At 66.8% G+C, this 18922-nt stretch carries 16 protein-coding genes; 10 read left to right on the top strand and 6 right to left on the bottom strand.

Annotation, left to right across the window (positions count from 1 at the left end):
* Positions 1–62: 62 nt before the first annotated feature.
* Together EA472_RS06250 and EA472_RS06245 are read right to left on the bottom strand one after the other, a co-directional pair.
* Positions 63–1328 (bottom strand): MFS transporter, encoded by a 1266-nt coding sequence (locus EA472_RS06250; RefSeq protein ID WP_124190651.1) that lies wholly within the window; start codon positions 1326–1328, stop codon positions 63–65.
* A gap of 157 nt (positions 1329–1485) precedes the next feature.
* Positions 1486–2076 (bottom strand): DUF6149 family protein, encoded by a 591-nt coding sequence (locus EA472_RS06245; RefSeq protein ID WP_124190650.1) that lies wholly within the window; start codon positions 2074–2076, stop codon positions 1486–1488.
* Between the two features lie 366 nt (positions 2077–2442).
* On the opposite strand from EA472_RS06245, the gene EA472_RS06240 reads away from it, so the two are divergent.
* Together EA472_RS06240 and nrfD are read left to right on the top strand one after the other, a co-directional pair.
* Positions 2443–3684, top strand: coding sequence for an NAD(P)/FAD-dependent oxidoreductase (locus EA472_RS06240; protein ID WP_124190649.1), 1242 nt, complete (start codon positions 2443–2445; stop codon positions 3682–3684).
* Between the two features lie 227 nt (positions 3685–3911).
* Complete coding sequence (gene nrfD / locus EA472_RS06235) at positions 3912–5246, top strand: NrfD/PsrC family molybdoenzyme membrane anchor subunit (protein WP_124190648.1); 1335 nt, start codon at positions 3912–3914, stop codon at positions 5244–5246.
* Positions 5247–5324: 78 nt separating this feature from the next.
* On the opposite strand, the gene EA472_RS22390 is transcribed toward nrfD, so the two are convergent.
* Positions 5325–5474, bottom strand: coding sequence for a DUF7557 family protein (locus tag EA472_RS22390; protein WP_165874833.1), 150 nt, complete (start codon positions 5472–5474; stop codon positions 5325–5327).
* A gap of 228 nt (positions 5475–5702) precedes the next feature.
* Here EA472_RS22390 and EA472_RS06230 point away from each other — a divergent pair, with 228 nt between their 5' ends.
* Positions 5703–6809, top strand: a complete 1107-nt coding sequence (locus EA472_RS06230) for an aminotransferase class V-fold PLP-dependent enzyme (protein ID WP_124190647.1) — start codon at positions 5703–5705, stop codon at positions 6807–6809.
* Positions 6810–6982: 173 nt separating this feature from the next.
* Here EA472_RS06230 and EA472_RS06225 read toward each other — a convergent pair whose 3' ends face one another.
* Entirely contained in the window at positions 6983–7555 is a 573-nt protein-coding gene (locus tag EA472_RS06225) for a hypothetical protein (protein WP_124190646.1), read from the bottom strand.
* A 204-nt stretch (positions 7556–7759) separates the two neighbouring features.
* Here EA472_RS06225 and uvrA point away from each other — a divergent pair, with 204 nt between their 5' ends.
* Together uvrA and EA472_RS06215 are read left to right on the top strand one after the other, a co-directional pair.
* Positions 7760–10780 carry an excinuclease ABC subunit UvrA gene (uvrA, locus tag EA472_RS06220; protein ID WP_124190645.1) on the top strand — a complete coding sequence of 1007 codons (3021 nt, stop codon included), beginning with the start codon at positions 7760–7762 and terminating at the stop codon, positions 10778–10780.
* A 90-nt stretch (positions 10781–10870) separates the two neighbouring features.
* Positions 10871–11284 carry a hypothetical protein gene (locus tag EA472_RS06215; RefSeq protein WP_124190644.1) on the top strand — a complete coding sequence of 138 codons (414 nt, stop codon included), beginning with the start codon at positions 10871–10873 and terminating at the stop codon, positions 11282–11284.
* A gap of 153 nt (positions 11285–11437) precedes the next feature.
* On the opposite strand, the gene EA472_RS06210 is transcribed toward EA472_RS06215, so the two are convergent.
* Positions 11438–12976: a sensor histidine kinase gene (locus EA472_RS06210; RefSeq protein ID WP_124190643.1), complete on the bottom strand. Its 1539-nt coding sequence runs from the start codon at positions 12974–12976 to the stop codon at positions 11438–11440.
* A 110-nt stretch (positions 12977–13086) separates the two neighbouring features.
* Between EA472_RS06210 and EA472_RS06205 the strand changes: the two genes are divergently transcribed.
* Positions 13087–14040 (top strand): WD40/YVTN/BNR-like repeat-containing protein, encoded by a 954-nt coding sequence (locus tag EA472_RS06205; protein ID WP_124190642.1) that lies wholly within the window; start codon positions 13087–13089, stop codon positions 14038–14040.
* Between the two features lie 25 nt (positions 14041–14065).
* Here the strand turns inward: EA472_RS06205 and EA472_RS06200 are convergent, their stop codons facing one another.
* On the bottom strand, positions 14066–14842 hold the full coding sequence (locus tag EA472_RS06200; protein WP_124190641.1) for a TrmB family transcriptional regulator sugar-binding domain-containing protein: 777 nt from the start codon (positions 14840–14842) through the stop codon (positions 14066–14068).
* A 146-nt stretch (positions 14843–14988) separates the two neighbouring features.
* Between EA472_RS06200 and EA472_RS06195 the strand changes: the two genes are divergently transcribed.
* The 4 genes from EA472_RS06195 to EA472_RS06180 all read left to right on the top strand — a co-directional run bounded on the left by EA472_RS06195 (position 14989) and on the right by EA472_RS06180 (position 18857).
* Positions 14989–16575 carry a hybrid sensor histidine kinase/response regulator gene (locus EA472_RS06195; protein WP_124190640.1) on the top strand — a complete coding sequence of 529 codons (1587 nt, stop codon included), beginning with the start codon at positions 14989–14991 and terminating at the stop codon, positions 16573–16575.
* A 120-nt stretch (positions 16576–16695) separates the two neighbouring features.
* Entirely contained in the window at positions 16696–17013 is a 318-nt protein-coding gene (locus EA472_RS06190) for a 30S ribosomal protein S24e (protein ID WP_124190639.1), read from the top strand.
* The gene (locus tag EA472_RS06185; protein WP_124190638.1) at positions 17014–17148 is read left to right on the top strand and encodes a 30S ribosomal protein S27ae; all 135 of its coding nucleotides are present in this window, start codon (positions 17014–17016) and stop codon (positions 17146–17148) included.
* A gap of 17 nt (positions 17149–17165) precedes the next feature.
* Entirely contained in the window at positions 17166–18857 is a 1692-nt protein-coding gene (locus EA472_RS06180; protein ID WP_124190637.1) for a bifunctional N(6)-L-threonylcarbamoyladenine synthase/serine/threonine protein kinase, read from the top strand.
* Positions 18858–18922: the final 65 nt, after the last annotated feature.

Genomic DNA, 18922 nt, shown 5'->3' with positions numbered 1-18922 from the left:
GTAGTTGGTACTACGACGCGGAGTGGAAAATTAACCAAAGAAATTGATAGATCGGAAACCCGTCAGTCGTCGGCGCTCGCCTCGAGGGACTGCTCGGCGTCGAAGTACCGATCGAGGCCGGCCGCGAGCGCGGCCGAGAGGAGCCCGCCGGCGACCGCGAAGCCGGCGATCAGAACGAAAAACGCCGCGAGCGAGAAGCCGTCGAGGACGTACCCCGCGATGGCGATGCTGGCCGCGCCGAGTCCGAACTCCCCGAGGTAGGTGTAGCCGTACGAGAGCCCGCGGGTGTCCGGCGGCGTGTAGACCGCGACGGCGTTCTGGTAGAACGGCTGGATGGCAAAGAGGAAAAAGCCGAAGACGCCACAGAGGGCGGCGATCGCGGCCAGCCCCATCGACGTGACGGGAACGAACGCGACCGCGAGAACCGCGAGGACGGCGAAGAGTCCGGCGAGCCCCCGGGCGGGCGGGATGCGGTCGGTTAACTTACCGCCGACGTACTGGCCGGCCATTCCGACGACGAGCAGGCCGACGTAGATGTAGTCCGCCGGCTCGATCCCCTCGAGCTCCGCCGGGAGAACGAGGTCGCCCATCGCGGGCAGTCCGTGGAGGATCTCGGGGAGGTACGTCAGCATCCCCCGGTAGTAGAGTCCCTCGAAGGTGACGACGACGAAGACGACGGCGAACGCGCTCGCGAACAGCGCACGGGAGTTGGTGACGAACTCCGACGCCGAGAGCGCCGTCGACGATCCGGCGTCGACGTCGTCGTCGACCGCGCCGGTCGGATCGAACTCCGCGGTGACGCCGTACACCAGCGCGAAGAGCCCCGGAACCGCGAGGATCGCCGCCACGAGCTGCCACTCGAGGACGATCAACAGCGTGGCGGCGACGAACGGCCCGAGGGCGATGCCGACGTTGCCCGCGATGCCGTGCCAGGCGAACACCGTCCCCCGGTCCTCGACGCCGGTGCTGATGAGCGAGAGGCCGGCGGGGTGGTAGACGCTCGCGGCGACGCCCCACAGGAGGAGGCCGACGGCGATGGCGTAGATCGAGCTCGCGAGCGCGAGGACGAAAAACGCCAGGCTCATGCCGGCGAGACAGGCCAGAATGAGTCGCTTCGTTCCGTACCGATCCGCCAGGATGCCGCCCGGCAGCGCGCCGAGGCCGAACGGCGCGTAGCCCAGCGCGACGACGAGCCCGAGCAGCGCCACGCTCACGTCGAACTCGGCCAGCCAGACGACGAGGAAGATCGGGATCGACGTCTCGAACCAGTGGACGAGCGCGTGACCCGCCATCGTAAACCCCGCGATCGATCGGTCGTTGTCGTCCATGCTCGGGTCAGTATCGAAACCCGAACGCTCGGTCTACTTAGCCGCTTGGAAAGATCGTCGTCGACGTCCAGCACGATGCCCCTTGCGTTCGTCTCCGTCGACGTCCGGCACGATGGCCCCCGTGTTCGTTTCCGTCGACGCGTTGCTCTCTCCGTCGTCACTCTTCCTCGACGTCGTCGACGCCGACCGCCCGTGAGACGTCGACGTCGTCCGGTTCGTCCCGTCCGCCGACGACGAGTTCGCCCTCCTCGGTCTCGACGTAGACGTCGTCCGCGAAGCCGCCTTCGGCGTGGGGGTGTTCGGGGTCCTCGAGTCGATCGGGCGTCGAGGGCGCTTCGGGCAGTCCCTCCGGCGGCGCGAACTGGCCGAGCGGTTCGTCGATCGTGATCTCCCAGCGCTCGAAGAACTCGCGATAGCGGTCGTAGTGGGCCTCGAGTTCGTCGACCGGGAACTCCATCATCTCCGTCCAGCCGTGGTTGTAGAAGTCGAAGTTGGCCTGGACGTGGGTGATCTCGCGGGCTTGTGCCTCCGAGTAGCCGTCCTGCAGCGCACGGAGGTACGCGTCGACCGTCGCCTCGAACAGTCCGTCCAGGTGCGCTTTTCGCTCGTCGGCGTGGGCCGGATCGGCCTTTCTCAGAAACACCTTCGTGTGGAGGCGAACCAGACCCGACGTGGCGACCGATCGGACGACCGGCGTCTCGAGTGCCTTCCTCGAGGCGAAGTGTCGCGCGTTCTGACGGAGTTTCATACTCCGCGTTAGGGAGCCGTCCCTAAAGAGCGGTTCGGACGCGACGCCTTCGCGACCGTCGACCAGCCGGTTGGAGACGCGTGTCCGTCTTTCGTCGGGTGCGCGACCGTGATCTCGAGGCGAGTCGCCGCGGCGAACGGTTCGGCCAGCAGCCACCGTGGTGTGCGGTGGCGTATGGCACTCTTCCCCCTCGATTTCCCGTTCGGAGTTTACAATCTCGAGAAATAGGGGGAAAGAATTCCGTTTCGAGAGACAGTGTGTGCATATATCTTCTCGCGCCAGACATTCGTCACGATAGTTGGCGTCAACGAGGGAAAATGAACGAGATAGCAACCCACTTTAACCCGCATTACGAACGATCCGAATATGACCCAGTACGTTATCATCGGTGACGGGATCTCGGGCAGTTCGGCTGCCGAGACCCTCCGGGAGGAGGACCCGGATTCGGAGATTACCGTCATCACCGATGAGGGGGAGCCACTGTACAATCGAATCCTCATCAAAGAACACGCGAAAGGGAAGCTCCCCGAAGCCCCCATCTCGATCCACGACGAGGAGTGGTACGAGGAACGCGACATCCAGCTCTCGCTCGACACCCACGTCACGTCGATCGATCCGGACGAAAAGATCGTTCACACCCACGAGGGCGACGACGTCTTCTACGACAAGCTGCTGGTGGCGACCGGCGGCACCCCGACCCAGCTGCCGGTCGAAAACAGCGACGCCGACGGCGTCCACCACTTCTGGACGTTCCAGGACGCGCGCAAGATCCGCGAGAGCGCCGAAGCTGCCGAGACGGGCGTCATCGTCGGTGCCGGCCTCCTCGGTATCGACTTCGCCGCGGTCTGTGGCTCACAGGGTGTCGAGGGCAAGTACCTCATGCGCGGCGACCGCTGGTGGCGCTATGCGCTCTCGGCCGACGGTGCGGAGATCATGCACGACGGCATGCGCGCGAAGGGCGTCGAACCCGTCTTCGACAGCGGCGTCGATCGCTTCGAGGTCGACGACGACCGCGTGACGGCGGCGATCGACGCCAACGGCGACCGGTTCGAGTGCGACTTCGCCGGCGTCGCCATCGGGCTGACGTTCAACACCGAGTTCCTCCGTGGGGCCGGCCTCGAGCAGGACAACGGCATCGTCGTCGACGAGTACATGCGGACGAACGTCGACGACATCTACGCAGCCGGCGACATCACGCGCTTTTACGACGTCCTGCTCGGCGACCTGGCTCAGAACGGTTCCTGGGGATCGGCCAAAGAACAGGGTCGCGTCGCGGCGATCAACATGGCTGCCGACGACGAAGCGGAGGTCTTCGAGTGGGTTTCGTCGTACTCCATCACGCACTTCGATTTCCCCTTCCTCTCGTTCGGCCACCCCACGCTCGGCGACGAACACGCCGAACGGCGCTACAGCGACACCGAGTGGCGTCGCATCGCGTTCAAAGACGGCAAGATCGTCGGCGGCGTCCTCATCGGCGACCTCTCCCCCCAGAGCAAGTTCAAGCAGTTGATGCGCGAACAGCGTCCCGTCGCCGACCAGGCCGAGGTCCTCCTCGAGAAGTCCGTCGACCTCGACGAACTGGCACCCGCTCAGAGCCAGGAACAGTAGCCGCGACAGTCGGGTTTCTCCCCGTTCGATCGGTTGGCGGCGTCCGTTCTTTCGCCGCCGTCGACAGCCGGTATCGCGCGTTGTCGTCCCGGTCCGACGGCGTTCGTGCGTTCGTTCTCGACGTCCCTCGATGGAACTCCGCAGCGTCCGCGGGCTCGAGGATCGCTTGCAGGTGCAACGTGCGAAACGAAATGCGTGCTCGGAATACGTTTGCGGGACTCGGACCAATGAGCACGAAAACGCCGAGCGAGGCCGACATTCTCCGGCCGATTCGGGAGACGGGGACGAAGTACTACGCGCTGTTTGCCGTCGCCGGACTCGCGTTCGCGCTCTTTCTCGCGGGCTGGTTCTACCAGCTCTGGCAGGGGCTGATCGTAACCGGCCTCTCCGACTGGGGAACCGGCGGCGGCGTCACGTGGGGGGTGTACATCGGCGCGTTCATCTGGTGGGTCGGCATCGCCCACGGCGGCATCATCCTCTCGGCCGCGGTCAGACTGCTCGGGATGGACCGATACATGCCGGTCGCTCGACTCGCGGAACTGCTGACGATCGGCGGCCTCTCCGCGGCCGGCTTTTACATCATCGTCCACATGGGCCGCCCGGACCGGATGGTCACGAGCGTGCTCGGCCACTACCACATCACGGTCCACAACTCGCCGTTGGTGTGGGACGTCACCGTCATCACGGCCTACTTCGTGTTGACGGCGACCTACCTCGGCCTCACGCTTCGATACGACGTGAGCCGATTGCGCGACGACCTCCCGGACCACTTCGGGCCGATCTACGCCGCGTTGACGATCGGCTACACCGAGAAAGAAGACCAGATCGTCCAGCGGATGGTCTGGTGGCTCGCGCTGGCGATCATCATCATGGCACCGCTGTTGCTCCACGGCGGGGTCATCCCGTGGCTGTTCGCCGTCCTGCCGACGTATCCCCGCTGGTTCGGCGGCGTGCAGGGACCGCAGTTCCTGACGATCGCGCTGACGTCGGCGATCAGCGGCGTCATCCTCCTCTCGTACGCCTTCCGGCGGGCCTACGGCTGGGACCACATCATCACCGACGACGTCTTCCGGGGGCTGACGCTGTGGCTCGGGTTCTTCAGCCTGCTGTTCCTCTGGCTGCAACTCCAGCAGGTCACCACGGGGACGTTCTTCCCGCCCGTCGACCTGGAACACGCCTGGGTGGCGACGATCACCCACCCGATCTACCTCGTTTCGATGGGGCTCGTCGCCGCCGTCCTCGCGTACATCTTCGCACAGACCATCCGGCCGTCGCTGTTCAGCAAACGGCGCGCGATCGTCTGCGGCGTCGCGGTGCTCTTTGCGACGCTGCTCGAGAAGGTGCTGTTCGTCGTCGAGGGGTTCTTCCATCCCTCGATGGAGATCTACTACGCGACGCCGGGTACGTACTTCCCGAGCCTGATCGAGATCGCGTCGGTCCTCGGCACGATCGGGATGGTGACGCTGTTTTTCATGCTCGTCGCGAAGGTCGTGCCGGTCGTCGAACTCCACGCGATCGAACACCTCCGGGACGATCACCACGACGACCCGAGCCACGACTGATCGGCTCCGACGGTCGACGATTCCGGCCGCGGACGCACTCTTCTGTCGTTTCGTTCCTTTCGCGACCCTCGAGTTCTCCTACTCGGAGTAGCCCTCCTGGAGGAACGCGCCTTCGGTCTCGTAGATCGACACCAGTTCATCGATGAACTCCTCGTAGGATTCGTCCTCCTCGAGGTGGCTGTCGAGTCGCTCCCGCAGGTCGTCGCTGATTTCGATGGTGTGACTCATGGGTTGACGGACGGGACGTCCTCGAGACGCACTCACGGGCGCGCGGACCAAAGTAGTCGGGGGTGAATCGGTCGCGCTGACGGACCGTCTCCGTCGAAAACCGGTTTCGTCGGGGGCGGCGACGATCGCGTCTCGATTCGCTTCTCGGCCGCCTCGAGCGCGACTACGAGTCCGCGCGGCGGTCGCCGCGACCGCCAGACCGATCACGATCGACGCCGTACGGCGGTTATGGATCCGCTCGACCTTCGCGAGGAGATTCCCGCCCTCGAGTCCGGCGTCTACTGCAACTGGGGTGCCGGCGGTCCGAGCCCCCGTCGCGTCGTCGAGGCGGCGGAGGCCGCCCTCGAGCGCCACGAGTACGAGGCCCCGTTCGACGGCGGCATGTACCCCGCCGCGTTCGACGCCTACGAGGAGGCGCGGTCGGCCGTCGCCGGGCTGCTCGGTGCGTCGCCCGACGAGGTCGCACTGACCGAGAGCACGACCGACGGGATCAACCGGATCGCGAGCGCCCTCGAGTGGAGCGAGGGCGACGTCGTCGTCCGGACCGACCTCGAACACCCGGCCGGAATTTTACCGTGGAAGCGCCTCGAGCGGGAGTACGGCGTCGAGGTTCGCGTCCTCGAGACGGAGAACGGACGGCTCGACCTCGAGGACGCGAACGCCGCGATCGAAGGCGCCGAACTCGTCTGCGTGAGTTCGCTGACCTGGACCCACGGCACCCGCCTTCCGGTGGCCGACCTCGTCGACGTCGCCCACGACGCCGGCGCGCTGGCGCTGGTCGACGCCGTACAGACGCCCGGTCAGACGACGATCGACGTTCGCGAGTGGGGAGCGGACGTCGTGGTGGCCGCCGGTCACAAGTGGCTGGTCGGCCCCTTCGGCTCGGGCTTTTGCTACGTCCGCGAGGGCGTCGAGCGCGACCTCAGGCCGGCCGCGGTCGGCTACCGGAGCGTCGTCGAGCCGAACGCCGCGGAGTACCGCTACGAGGCGGGTGCGCGGCGACTCGAGGTCGGGACCGCCACGCCCGCCGCCCACGCCGGACTGGTCGAGGCGATCGACTGCCTCGAGGTGATCGGCGTCGAGACGGTCGAACGGCGGATCGAGGCGCTCACCGACCGGCTCAAAGACGGTATCGACGACGAGCGCCTGTGCGGTCCCCGCGAGTTCGAGTCGGGACTGGTGACGGTCGCCGACGACGACCCCGAGGCGACGGTCGAGCGGCTGGCGAGCGAAGGGATCGTCGTCAGATCGCTGCCATCCCCCGAGGCGGTTCGCGTCTCGGTCCACGCCTACAACACCGAAGCCGACGTCGACGCGGTTCTCGAGGCTCTCTGAGCGGCTCGGATCCGCCGGCCCTCGCTCCGGCGGTCCCGCTCGAGACGATCCGCGACGGCGAACGAGCCGGATGGTGAAACGCGAGCGGCCGTCCGACCAACGCCCGAAAACGCCCATCCGGCGGTGTCGAACGTACCCGGGAGCGCGGGATCTCGAACCTCGGCTCGAAACGGTTACCCGTCTTCGCTTTCTCCGAACTCGGCTTCGTCAGCCGCTTGCGCCCCGTCCGTCGGTTCGACGTCCTCGACGAGTTCGGCGTCCGTCGTCGTCTCGGCCTGCTCGGCCGCGGCCTCACAGAGCGTTTCCCGTTCGTCGAAGTACGCAGGTGCGTCGTTTTCGAGTTCGAACTCGACGATTCGATCGAGCGCGTCGCTGGCCTCGTCGGTCCCCTCGAGGTCTCCAGCGAGTTCGGTGTAGCCGGCGGCGAGTTCCTGGAACGCCTCCATCCGCGCGCCTTTCGCCTCGACCAGCAGCTGTTTCTCCTCGAGGTCGCGCTGGAGTTCCTCGAGCGATTCGACGTCGAATTCCTCGGTGCCGGGGCGGTCGGTCGACGACGGCGTTTCCGTGCCGGCCACGTTTCGCCGCTCCTCGAGGCGGGCGCGGAGCGTCGCCACCTCCTCGTCGATCTCGTCGAGCAGTTCGTCGGCGTCCGCCGCCATCGTTTCGACCCGTCCGGAGAGGAGCCCGGCCTGCATCCGGCAGTAGTCGACGAACTCGTCGACGGACGGCGGAGTTTCGTCGCTCATGACCGACGGTAAGGCCTCCGGTCCGAAGTCACTTTGGGCCCGGCGGCGCGACGTGGCCGCCGGCGGACGCACTCGATGACCTGTGCTAGCACGCACCGTCTCCGTGGACTTTCAGACTCGTTAAGTCCCTTCGGCCACTGACGCAATTACGATGAATCGGGTATCGCGCCGGACGAGTACCCAGTCACCAGTCACCACGAAATCATGAGCAAAGAGTACATCGAGGTGCGGGGTGCAGAAGAGCACAACCTCAAGGACCTCGACGTGACGATCCCCCGCGAGGAGTTCACCGTCGTCACCGGCCTCTCGGGCTCCGGGAAGTCCTCGCTCGCGTTCGAGACGGTCTACGCCGAAGGTCAGCGTCGGTACATCGAGAGCCTCTCGGCCTACGCGCGTAACTTCCTCGGCCAGATGGACAAACCGCAGGTCGAGACGGTCGAGGGTCTCTCTCCTGCGATTTCGATCGATCAGAAGAACGCCGCGAACAATCCTCGATCGACGGTCGGGACGGTCACGGAGCTCCACGACTATCTCCGTCTCCTCTACGCCCGCGTGGGAACGCCCCACTGTCCCGACTGCGGCCGCGAGGTCGGCGAGCAGTCCGCACAGAACATGGTCGAGCGCATCCTCGAGCTCCCCGAGGGGACGAAAGCGAAGCTCGCCGCCCCCGTCGTCCGCGACCAGAAGGGCGCGTTCGAGGATCTCTTCGACGAACTCGTCTCGGAGGGCTACGCTCGCGTGGAGGTCGACGGCGAGGAACACGACCTCACCCTCGAGACGCCCGAGCTGGACGAGAACTTCGATCACACGATCGACGTGATCGTCGACCGCGTTCGCGTCTCCGCCGAGGACCGCCCGCGGATCATCGACAGCGTCGAGACGGCGCTCGAGGAGGCCGACGGCGTCCTGAAGCTCATCCTCCCCGATCCGCCCGAGGAGGCCGCCGAGGATCTCGGCGAGGAGGCCCGCCGAACGGGCGCACTCGGTGACGAGGTCGAGGAGGACGACCGCTTCGTCGTCGAGTTCTCGAAGGACCTCGCGTGCACCCACTGCGGGATCGACGTGCCGGAGATCGAGACCCGCTCGTTCTCGTTCAACTCGCCCCACGGTGCCTGTCCCGAGTGCGAGGGGCTGGGCGAGACGAAAGAGATCGACGAGGATCTCGTGATCCAGGACGAGTCCAAGCCGCTCAAGCACGTCTTCGAGCCCTGGAGTTACAATCGCTCGTACTACCAGACTCGCCTCGACGCCGTCGCCGAGCACTTCGACGTCTCGCTTTCGACCCCGTTCGAGGAGGTAGCCGAGGACACCCAGCAAGCGTTCCTCTACGGCACCAGTAACCAGGTGCTGTTCAAGCGCCACACCAAAAACGGCACCCGACGGAAGCGCAAGCAGTTCGAGGGCGTCATTCCGAACTTAGAGCGGCGCTACCTCGAGACCGACTCGGACTCGACGCGCGAACACATCGAGGACTACATGTCGGCGACGGAGTGTCCGTCCTGTGACGGCACGCGTCTGAAGGCCGCGAGTCGGGCCGTTCTGGTCGACGGCACCGCAATTACGGAGATCAACGCGATGAGCATCGGCGACGCGCTCGCCCACTTCGAGTCCCTCGAGGCGAACTTCACCGAACGCGAGAAGGTGATCGCCGAGGAGATCTTGAAGGAGATCCGCGCGCGCCTCGGATTCATGGTCGAGGTCGGCCTCGAGTACCTCACCCTCGACCGCGAGGCGTCGACGCTCTCGGGCGGCGAGAGCCAGCGCATCCGGCTCGCGACCCAGATCGGTTCCGGCCTCGTCGGCGTCCTGTACGTCCTCGACGAGCCGTCGATCGGGCTCCACCAGCGGGACAACGACCGGCTGCTCGACACCCTCGAGGAGCTCAGAGACCTCGGCAACACCCTGCTGGTCGTCGAACACGACGAGGAGACGATGCGCCGGGCGGACAACGTCATCGACATGGGGCCCGGACCGGGCAAACGCGGCGGCGAAGTCGTCGTCAACGGCCCCGTCGAGGAAGTCAAAGCCTGCGAGGAGTCGATCACCGGCGACTACCTCTCGGGCCGAAAGCGGATTCCCGTCCCCGACGAGCGCCGCGATCCGGACGGCGGTCCCGCGAGCGGAGCGAGTGGGACTACGTCGGACGAAGGCAGCGAGTCCGACGGTACGCTGACGATCTTCGGTGCGCGCCAGCACAATCTCGACGATCTCGACGTTGACCTTCCGCTCGGCTGTTTCACCGCGATCACCGGCGTCTCCGGCTCCGGCAAGTCGACCCTCATGCACGAGGTGTTGTACAAGGGGCTCGCACGAGAGATGAACGACAACACGAGCGTCATCCCCGGCGATCACGACGCCATCGAGGGGCTGGATCAGATCGAGACGGTTCGACTGATCGACCAGTCGCCGATCGGTCGCACGCCCCGGTCGAACCCGGCCACGTACACCGACGTCTTCGACTACGTCCGGGAGCTGTTCGCGGAGACGAAGCTCTCGAAACAGCGCGGCTACGAGAAGGGCCGATTCTCGTTCAACGTCAAGGGCGGCCGCTGCGAGGAGTGTGGCGGCCAGGGGACCGTCAAAATCGAGATGAACTTCCTCTCAGACGTGTACGTCCCCTGCGAGGAGTGCAACGGCGCGCGCTACAACGACGCCACCCTCGACGTCACGTACAAGGGCAAGACGATCGCCGACGTCCTCGACATGGAGGTCGGGGAGGCCTACGAGTTCTTCGAGTCGAACTCCCAGATTCGTCGACGGCTGAAGCTCCTGAAGGACGTCGGACTCGACTACATGACCCTCGGCCAGCCCTCGACCACGCTCTCGGGCGGGGAGGCCCAGCGGATCAAACTCGCCGAGGAGCTCGGAAAGAAGGACTCCGGCGAGACGCTCTACCTGCTCGACGAGCCGACGACGGGACTGCACCACGAGGACGAACGAAAGCTCATCGAGGTGCTCCACCGGCTGACCGACAACGGCAACACCGTCGTCGTCATCGAACACGAACTCGACCTCGTGAAAAACGCCGACCACGTCATCGACCTCGGGCCGGAGGGCGGCGAGAACGGCGGCGAGGTCGTCGCGACCGGCACCCCCGAGGAGATCGCACGTCTCGAGGACTCCTACACCGGACGCTACCTCCGGGACCTGCTGCCCGACGTCGACCTCGAGGGGCCACGCGGCGAGCGCGTCGAACCGGTGACCGCGTCGACGGACGACGACTGAGTCGGCACCGAACGGATCGGCCACTACGGACGACGACCGAGTCTCGAGCGATCGGAACCGATTAGGCCGTCCCCGACGACGCTCCGGTGAATGAGCGAACGCAAAGAGACGATCCGTCACGGCTTCGCCGCCGCGGGGTTCGTTACGATACTGCTCGCGGCCGGTATCGTGGTGCTCTCCGGCGGGCTCCCCGCCTCCGGGACGGCGTGGCTGATCGGCTGGTTCGTCGCCGCCGGCCTCGCGTTGCTCGTCGCCGGACTCCGCGAGCGACTCCCGCTCGGCGTGACGACCGTCGGCTGGCCACGCGTCGCCGCCGTCGGCCTCGCGTTGCTCGCGATCGGCTCGAGTACCGTCGGTTTCGCGACGCTTCTCTCGGGTCCGAGCGGCTTCGGACTGGTGAACGTCGCCGTCACGCTCTTCGTCGCGGTGTACGTCGGGTTCGTCGCCCTCGAGTGCTGGTTCGGCGGCGTTCGGATGGACGAGAACACGTTCGCGGTCGAGTGAGACGGATGCCGTCCGTCCGAGGTCGCGCGACGAGCGACGCGAGGAGACGGAACTGGCGCACTTCGGCCGAGTCCGCGTCGCGGATCCTCTCGAGTGAGTCGAGCCCGGACCGACGCGACAGCCGCCGAGAGGCGTCGACGAAGAACGACGCGATTATCGAGCCGTTCCGTCCGCCGCCACTCCTTCGCCGCCGGACGGCTGCGGCCAGTTTCGCTCGCTCCGATCGTCGCTTCCCCGCGGGAACGAGAGCGTCACGATCGTTCCACCGGACGAGCGGTCGGCAAAGCGCACCTCGCCGCCCGCGCTCGCGGCGATCCAGTTGACGAACCAGAGGCCGAGGCCCGAGCCGTGAACCAGCTGCGTCTCCTCGCCGTCGAGGACCGCATTCCGTTCGGACTCGGGGATGCCGTCGCCGTCGTCCGCGACGGTGAACTCGAGGCGATCGCCGGCGGTTCGAACGCCGACCTCGACGGTCGGCGGGTCGCGGTCGTCGACGCTCGCGGCGTCGGTTCGCGTCGATTCGGGACGATCGCCGCGGTGTTCGACCGCGTTGTCGACGAGTTCGTTCAGCGCGTCCACGACGGCACCGTCGACCGGCGTCGCTATCGACTCGCCACCCACCGCCTCGGTTCTGGAGACGATCCGAACCGACGGATAGGCGGCGTTCGCTCGCTCTGCGACCGAGCGGACGGCGTCGGTCGGCTCGATCGGTTTCGTTCGCTCCCGTCCCTCGAGCCGTCGCTCGACGCTGCGGGCCTTGTCGGCCGTCGCGAGCAGCTCGTCGATCTCCTCGCGGATCGGCTCGACGTGTCGATCCTCCAGCGCCGGCGCTCGCTCGGCGATGAGGTTCGCGTGGCCGCGGACGACGGTGAACGCGTTTCGAAGGTTGTGTCTGAGCACGCGATTCAACACCTGAATCCGCTGTTCGCGATCGAGACGGGCCGTGACGTCGCGGGCTACCACGACGTAGCCTTCGGCGCGGTCGCGTGCGGTCATCGTAACCTCCTGTTGGAACGTCGTCCCGTCGACGCGGGTTCCCGTCACCGTCCCCTGCCAGCAGCCTCGTCGCGAGAGCGCGGACAACGCTTCCCGTTCGATCGTCGCGAGCGACTCGTCGGCGTACAGCTCCTCCCACCGCCGTCCTTCGAGCGCGTCCGCACTCCGAACGCCGTACAGCGACGCGTAAGCGTCGTTCACGAAGACGTGTTCGCCGTCTACGACGACCGCGATCCCGTCCATCGCGGTGTCGATCGCCGCCGCCAGCCGCTCGGCCTCGCGGCGATCGCGAGAGCGTTCGGTGACGAGGTGTCCGACCGTTGTGCCGCCGCCGACGCCGACGCTGAAGACGGTCGCCAACAGAGGACCCGACGCGCCGACGGACCCCGCCGATCCGAGACCCGAGAGAATCGCGCTCCAGGCGACCGTCGATACGGCGACGAGGCCGCCACCGACGGCCCAGCTCGCGACGACCGTCGCCCGCCGCCGTTCGTTCGGTCCCGACTCGAAGCGCCGTCCGTACCAGAGGAGCACACAGCCGGTCGCAGCCGGAACGGCGAGTTCGAGCGCCAGCATCGGACGCGAACTCGAGGTGATCGCCGCGTAGCCGACGGCGAGCGCGAGCACGAACGTACCGACCAACGATACCGCCCGCTTTCGAATCCGCTCGGCTGCGCGGCGATATCTGAAGGACATTGTGGTAACGAATAGCCATTGGAAAAGAGAGGGGATAAATGAATCGGCCCCGGCGCGATAGCGTTCACCGACGACGCGAACGCTTTCAGGCTGGCGGACGTACGCGCGGTATGCCAACTGCGTACGTCGCGCTGGCGGACCGACTGCTCGACTGCCGGGACGGCACCGGCACGGGGGAGTGGACGACGAGGGCGCACCTCGAGGGGCGACGTCTCGAGTGCGTCGCGGTCTCGCCCGACGAGCCGAACCGGGTCTTCGCCGGCACGTTCGAAAGCGGACTCTTCCGGCGTACCGACCGCGACGGGGCGTTCGATCGGCTCGAGACGCCGTTCGAGAGCCAGGCGGTGACCGCGCTCGCGATCAGCCCCCACGACGCCGAAACCGTCTACGCCGGCACCGAGCCGAGTCGGGTCTACCGCTCGCGCGACGGCGGCGACTCCTGGGAGCACCTCGACGGACTCGTCGACCTCCCGTCCGAACCGGAGTGGTACTTCCCGCCGCGTCCGCACACGCACCACGTTCGCTGGCTCGCCGTGGATCCGTTCGATCCCGACCGCCTCTACGTCGGCATCGAGGCGGGCGCGTTCGTTCTCAGCACGGACGGCGGGGAGACCTGGCGCGAACGGCCCGAGGGCTCGCGCCGGGACAACCACAGCCTGACGACCCACCCGGATCGCGAGGGGCTCGTCTACGCGGCCGCCGGCGACGGCTTCGCGGTCTCGACGGACGGCGGCGAGCGCTGGCATCGCCCGCAGTCCGGGCTCGACCACCGCTACTGCTGGAGCGTCGTTGCCGACCCGGCGAATCCCGACGCCGTCCTCGTCTCGAGCGCGAGCGGTGCCTCGAGTGCGCACAGGACCGAGTCGGCGGAGTCGTCCGTCTACCGTCGCCGCGACGGCGACGACTGGTCGCGACTCGACGACCGCGGACTTCCGACGGGCGAGGGCGTCGTCCGGGCCGTCTTCGCGACGACCGACTTCGGCGACTCCTGGAGTGAACTGCCCGTCGCGTGGTCGGACGACCTGACCGAGAAGACGCCGCGCGGGCTGGCGGTGCTGGCCTAAGTGAACGACCTTCCGTGCGCCGGGCTCACTCGCGTCGACTCGAGTTCCCGCCGTCGCCCTCGTAGAGTTTCACGGCCGACGCGCCGACGTCCTCGACCGTCGCGCTCGGGCCGCCGATCGAGACGACGCCCCGCTCGCACTCGACGAACATGCTGTTCTCGGCGGGAAAGGAGTTCGTCATCGGATAGACGATGTTCTGGCGAACGTTGATCACCGGCCCGTCGATGCTGTCCCCGTACCTGTCGCTCCCGTCGGTGATCGACACCGTCGCGTACAGATCGTGTCGGTCCCGCAGCCGCTTTGCGGCGTCGATGACCGCGTAAAAGAAGCTGTCGTAGGTGTGGGGAAGCGGCCGGGGATCGGCCGCGTACACCTCGTCGCCGCGTCGCCAGAAGTTCACGACGAGGCTCGTCAGCTGCATGTTTCCGAAGAACTCGTCGTGATACGCGAACGTTCGACCGACCTCAGCGTCCGGATCGTAAAGCGGGGAGACGGTGATGAGGCCGCTGTGGTAATCGATCATCCCGGAGGTGACGACGATGCCGCGTGGCTCCCAGTACCGGACGATCGTGGCGGGGAATTCGCGCGTCGTGACGTCCTCGTAGGTGAGTTCGTCGCTCGCGAGTAACAACAGCACGAGCACGCCTCGATCGAGCGCGTCCCAGAGGACGTCCTCGATCTCGCGGATCAACTCGACGGGGGCCGCGAGCGCGACGATCTCCTCCGAGTCGCGGATCTGCTCGCGAAGCTTCGAAAGCGCGGCCCCGCGAGCGTAGAAGTTCTCGTACGTTTGGCCGCCCATAGCTGGCCGTCACGGCTCCCGTGCAAAAAGGTGTCGCCGCCCGGAACCGATCCGGAACCGTCGGATCGGACCACTCCGATTAATCCGTTGTTACCGGGGCGTAATATACCCGAATCGATTAAGCCCGTTCGTTCTGAACGGACACCGTGGAGTCCGTGACGCCGACGCTGCTGATCGTCAGCCGCTTTCCGGACCGACCGAAGATAGCCGAGGCGATCGATCGCACCGGGCTCTCGCTCGAGGTTCGACGAGCGGAGGACATCCCGACCGCAGCGTCGATCGTCGAGACGGAGCAGGTCGATTGCATCGTCAGCGACTACGAGATTCCCGACGAGAACGGCCGGCTGTACATGGGCGGACTGCGGCTGCTCGAGCACGTCAGGGAGGAATACGGCGAATTGCCGTTTATCATCTTCACGTTCGTCGTCAACGAAGACAGCGTTCGAAGGGCGACCACGAACGGCGTGACGGCGTACATCAGGGACATCGAGGGTGAAGACGCTGTCGCCCAGCTCGCCTACCACATCAACTCCGCGATCGAACGACGACTGATCGAACACCGCGCCAGCGAACAGGCCCGGATCAACGAGGTCATTCGAGACGTCAACGACTCCCTCGTTCGCGAGCAGGTCCGCGACGAGATGATCGCACGGATCTGTCACCAGCTGATCGACGACGAGGTGTACCGTGCGGTCGGCTTCGCGTTCGTCGATCACGATAGCGGGACGATCGACGCCTGGGGCGGCGGCGACGCGGCCGGGCTCAACGGCGAGCCGTCGACGCGTCGACTCGTCTCGCGAACGATCGATGCGGTCTCGGTCACGACCGAACGGGCCGACGCCGACGGCGGTACCGACTCGACCGCGAGCGCGGACGAGACGGTGGACGGATCGGACGTCGACGGCGGGACGACCGCGACGCGAATCGCGACGCCCGTCGTCTACGAGGAGACGATCCACGGCGTCCTCGTCCTCGAGACGAATCCGACTCACGTCTTCTACCGGACGGAGCGGGCCGTCCTCGGCGAACTCGGCGAGACGATCGGCCACGCGCTCAACGCCATCGCGATCAGAAACTCGCTCGCCGAACGCGAGCGTGAACTCTGTCGGCAGAAAGAACAACTCGAGCAGTTCGCGAGCATCGTCTCCCACGAGATTCGGAACCCGTTGAACGTCGCCACGGGGAACCTGGCCGCCGTTCGGGAGCGAGACGACGTCGACGCGCCCGAACTGGATGCCATCGACGGTGCGCTCGATCGGATCGGGACCATCGTCGACGACATCCTTACGCTCGCGCGAAGCACCTCGCCGCTCGACGTCAGGCGAGTGAGTCTCGATCGCGTCGTCGGGGAGGCCTGGGTCACCGTCGAAACGGGTGATGCGACCCTCGAGACCGACGACGCGCCGTTTCTCGAGGCGGATCCGTCCCAGCTCCGGCGACTGTTCGAGAACCTCTTTCGGAACGCGATCGAACACGGCACGCCGACGGACGGATCGCTCACCGTCTCGGTTCGGACCGAGGGCGACTCGATCGTCGTCCGCGACGACGGCGTCGGCATCGACGAGTCGATCGTCGACGACATCTTCGAGATGGGAACGACCGGTACCGGCACCGGCACCGGTCTCGGCATGGCGATCGTCGAAGACCTCGCGGATCGTCACGGCTGGACGGTCTCCGCGTCCAACCACGGCGACGGCGCGCAGTTTCGGATCGACGGCGTCGACTGGTTGTAACCCGCTGACGTGTCGGGCGTCGGTCGACGAGCGACGATCCGTTTCGCTCGAGCGCGAGACCCCCCACTTCGAAATCCTTTTAGGCGCTACACGGGGATAGTAGGGTAACTGAGTGATATCATGGACGTCGACATCATCTCCGAGGAGGAGAACCCCATGTTGCACAGAACCGACGTGACGTTCGAACTCGCCCACGAGGACGCCACCCCCGAACGACTGCAGGTTCGCGACAGTCTGGCGGCGAAGCTGAACAAGAACGCGGACGAGGTCGTCATCCGCAAACTCGACACCAAGTTCGGCATGCGAAAGACCGTCGGCGAGGCGAAAGTCTACGAGAGCGCAGATCACGCCCGCGACGTCGAGCAGGAGCACATGCTCGAGCGAAACAAGATCATCGCCGACGAGGGCGAGGGCGAAGCCGAAGCGGAGGAGGCCTAGATGTCCCGCCACGAACTCTACGGCGACGACGGCGGCGTCGAGCGCGAACAGTGCCCCCGGTGTGGCGACACCTTCCTCGCGGACCACGGCGACCGACAACACTGCGGGAAGTGTGGCTACACCGAGTGGGAGTAGCCACCGTCTGACTCGACGTGAGCACCGCCACCCGAGTACTCGGCATCGAAGGCACCGCCTGGGCGGCCAGCGCGGCGGTGTACGATTCCGGACGCGACGGAGTCGACTCCGTTTTCATCGAAACCGACGCGTACGAACCGGACAGTGGCGGCATTCACCCCCGCGAGGCCGCCGAACACATGCACGACGCGATTCCGCGCGTCGTCGAACGTGCGCTCGAGCACGCTCGTGAGACGCGCGACGGTGACGACGAACGATCGTCTCCCGTCGACGCCGTCGCCTTCTCCCGCGGTCCCGGCCTCGGTCCCTGCCTGCGCGTCGTCGCCACGGCGGCGCGAGCGCTGAGCCAGACGCTCGACGTACCGCTGGTCGGGGTGAACCACATGGTCGCCCACCTCGAGATCGGACGCCACGCCTCCGGATTCGACTCGCCGGTCTGTCTGAACGCGAGCGGCGCGAACGCCCACTTGCTCGCCTACCGCAACGGCCGCTACCGCGTCCTCGGGGAGACGATGGACACCGGCGTCGGGAACGCGATCGACAAGTTCACCCGTCACGTCGGCTGGTCTCACCCCGGCGGGCCGAAAGTCGAGGCCACCGCCGAGGACGGCGAGTACGTCGACCTGCCCTACGTCGTCAAGGGGATGGACTTCTCCTTTTCCGGGATCATGAGCGCCGCCAAACAGGCGTACGACGACGGCGTTCCCGTCGAGGACGTCTGTTACTCCCTCCAGGAGAACGTCTTCGCCATGTTGACGGAGGTCTCAGAGCGCGCGCTGTCGCTGACCGGCAGCGACGAGCTCGTCCTCGGCGGCGGCGTCGGCCAGAACGCTCGCCTGCGGGAGATGCTCGCGGCCATGTGCGATCAACGCGCCGCGTCGTTTCACGCGCCGGAGCCGCGATTTCTGCGCGACAACGCCGGCATGATCGCCGTCCTCGGCGCGAAGATGTACGACGCCGGCGACACCCTCGCGCTCGAGGACTCCCGCGTCGACCCGAACTACCGCCCCGACCAGGTTCCCGTGCGGTGGCGATCGGACGAGGGCAACGTCGCGATCGGTTCCGACGACGGCCGGATTCGCGGTGCCGAGGCCGTCGTCGACCTCGAACCCGCCGCCGGTCGGGTGACGAAACGCCGCCGGGAGAAGCGCTACCGCCACCCCGCCCTGGACGAACGGCTCCGGCGCGAGCGGACGACGCTCGAGGCCCGGCTGACGAGCCTCGCCCGTCGCGAGGGCGTCCCCACCCCCGTTCTGTCGGACGTCGACCCGCTCGAGGCGCGACTCGAGTTCGAGTACGTCGGGGAGTCCGACCTGCGCGAGGGGCTCACCGCCGAACGGGTTCGAGACGTCGGCCGACACCTGGCGCGAATCCACCGGGCGGGGTTCGTCCACGGCGATCCGACGACCAGGAACGTGCGGGTCGGACGGGGCCGCGCGTCCTCGAACGAGCGACCGGCCGACGTCCGTACGGAGGGCGGAGAGCGGACGTACCTCATCGACTTCGGCCTGGGCTATCACACCGACCACGTCGAGGACTACGCGATGGACCTCCACGTCTTCGATCAGAGTCTCGTCGGCACCGCGACCGATCCCGAGCCGCTGCGGGAGGCGGTCCGCGAGGGCTACCGGGAGGTCGGCGACGAGTCCGTGCTCGAGCGGCTTCGAGACGTCGAAGGGCGCGGCCGATACGTCGAGGACGGGACGTAGTCACGGCCGCCCCGACGAGCGGCGTCGCGTCGCCGCGTCCGTCGTCGGTCGCGTCGGCACCGGCC

Source organism: Natrarchaeobius oligotrophus (assembly GCF_003841465.1).
GTDB classification, from domain to species: domain Archaea; phylum Halobacteriota; class Halobacteria; order Halobacteriales; family Natrialbaceae; genus Natrarchaeobius; species Natrarchaeobius oligotrophus.
Note: the sequence above shows the minus strand (reverse complement) of the source record. Positions and strands in the feature narration are given on the sequence as shown.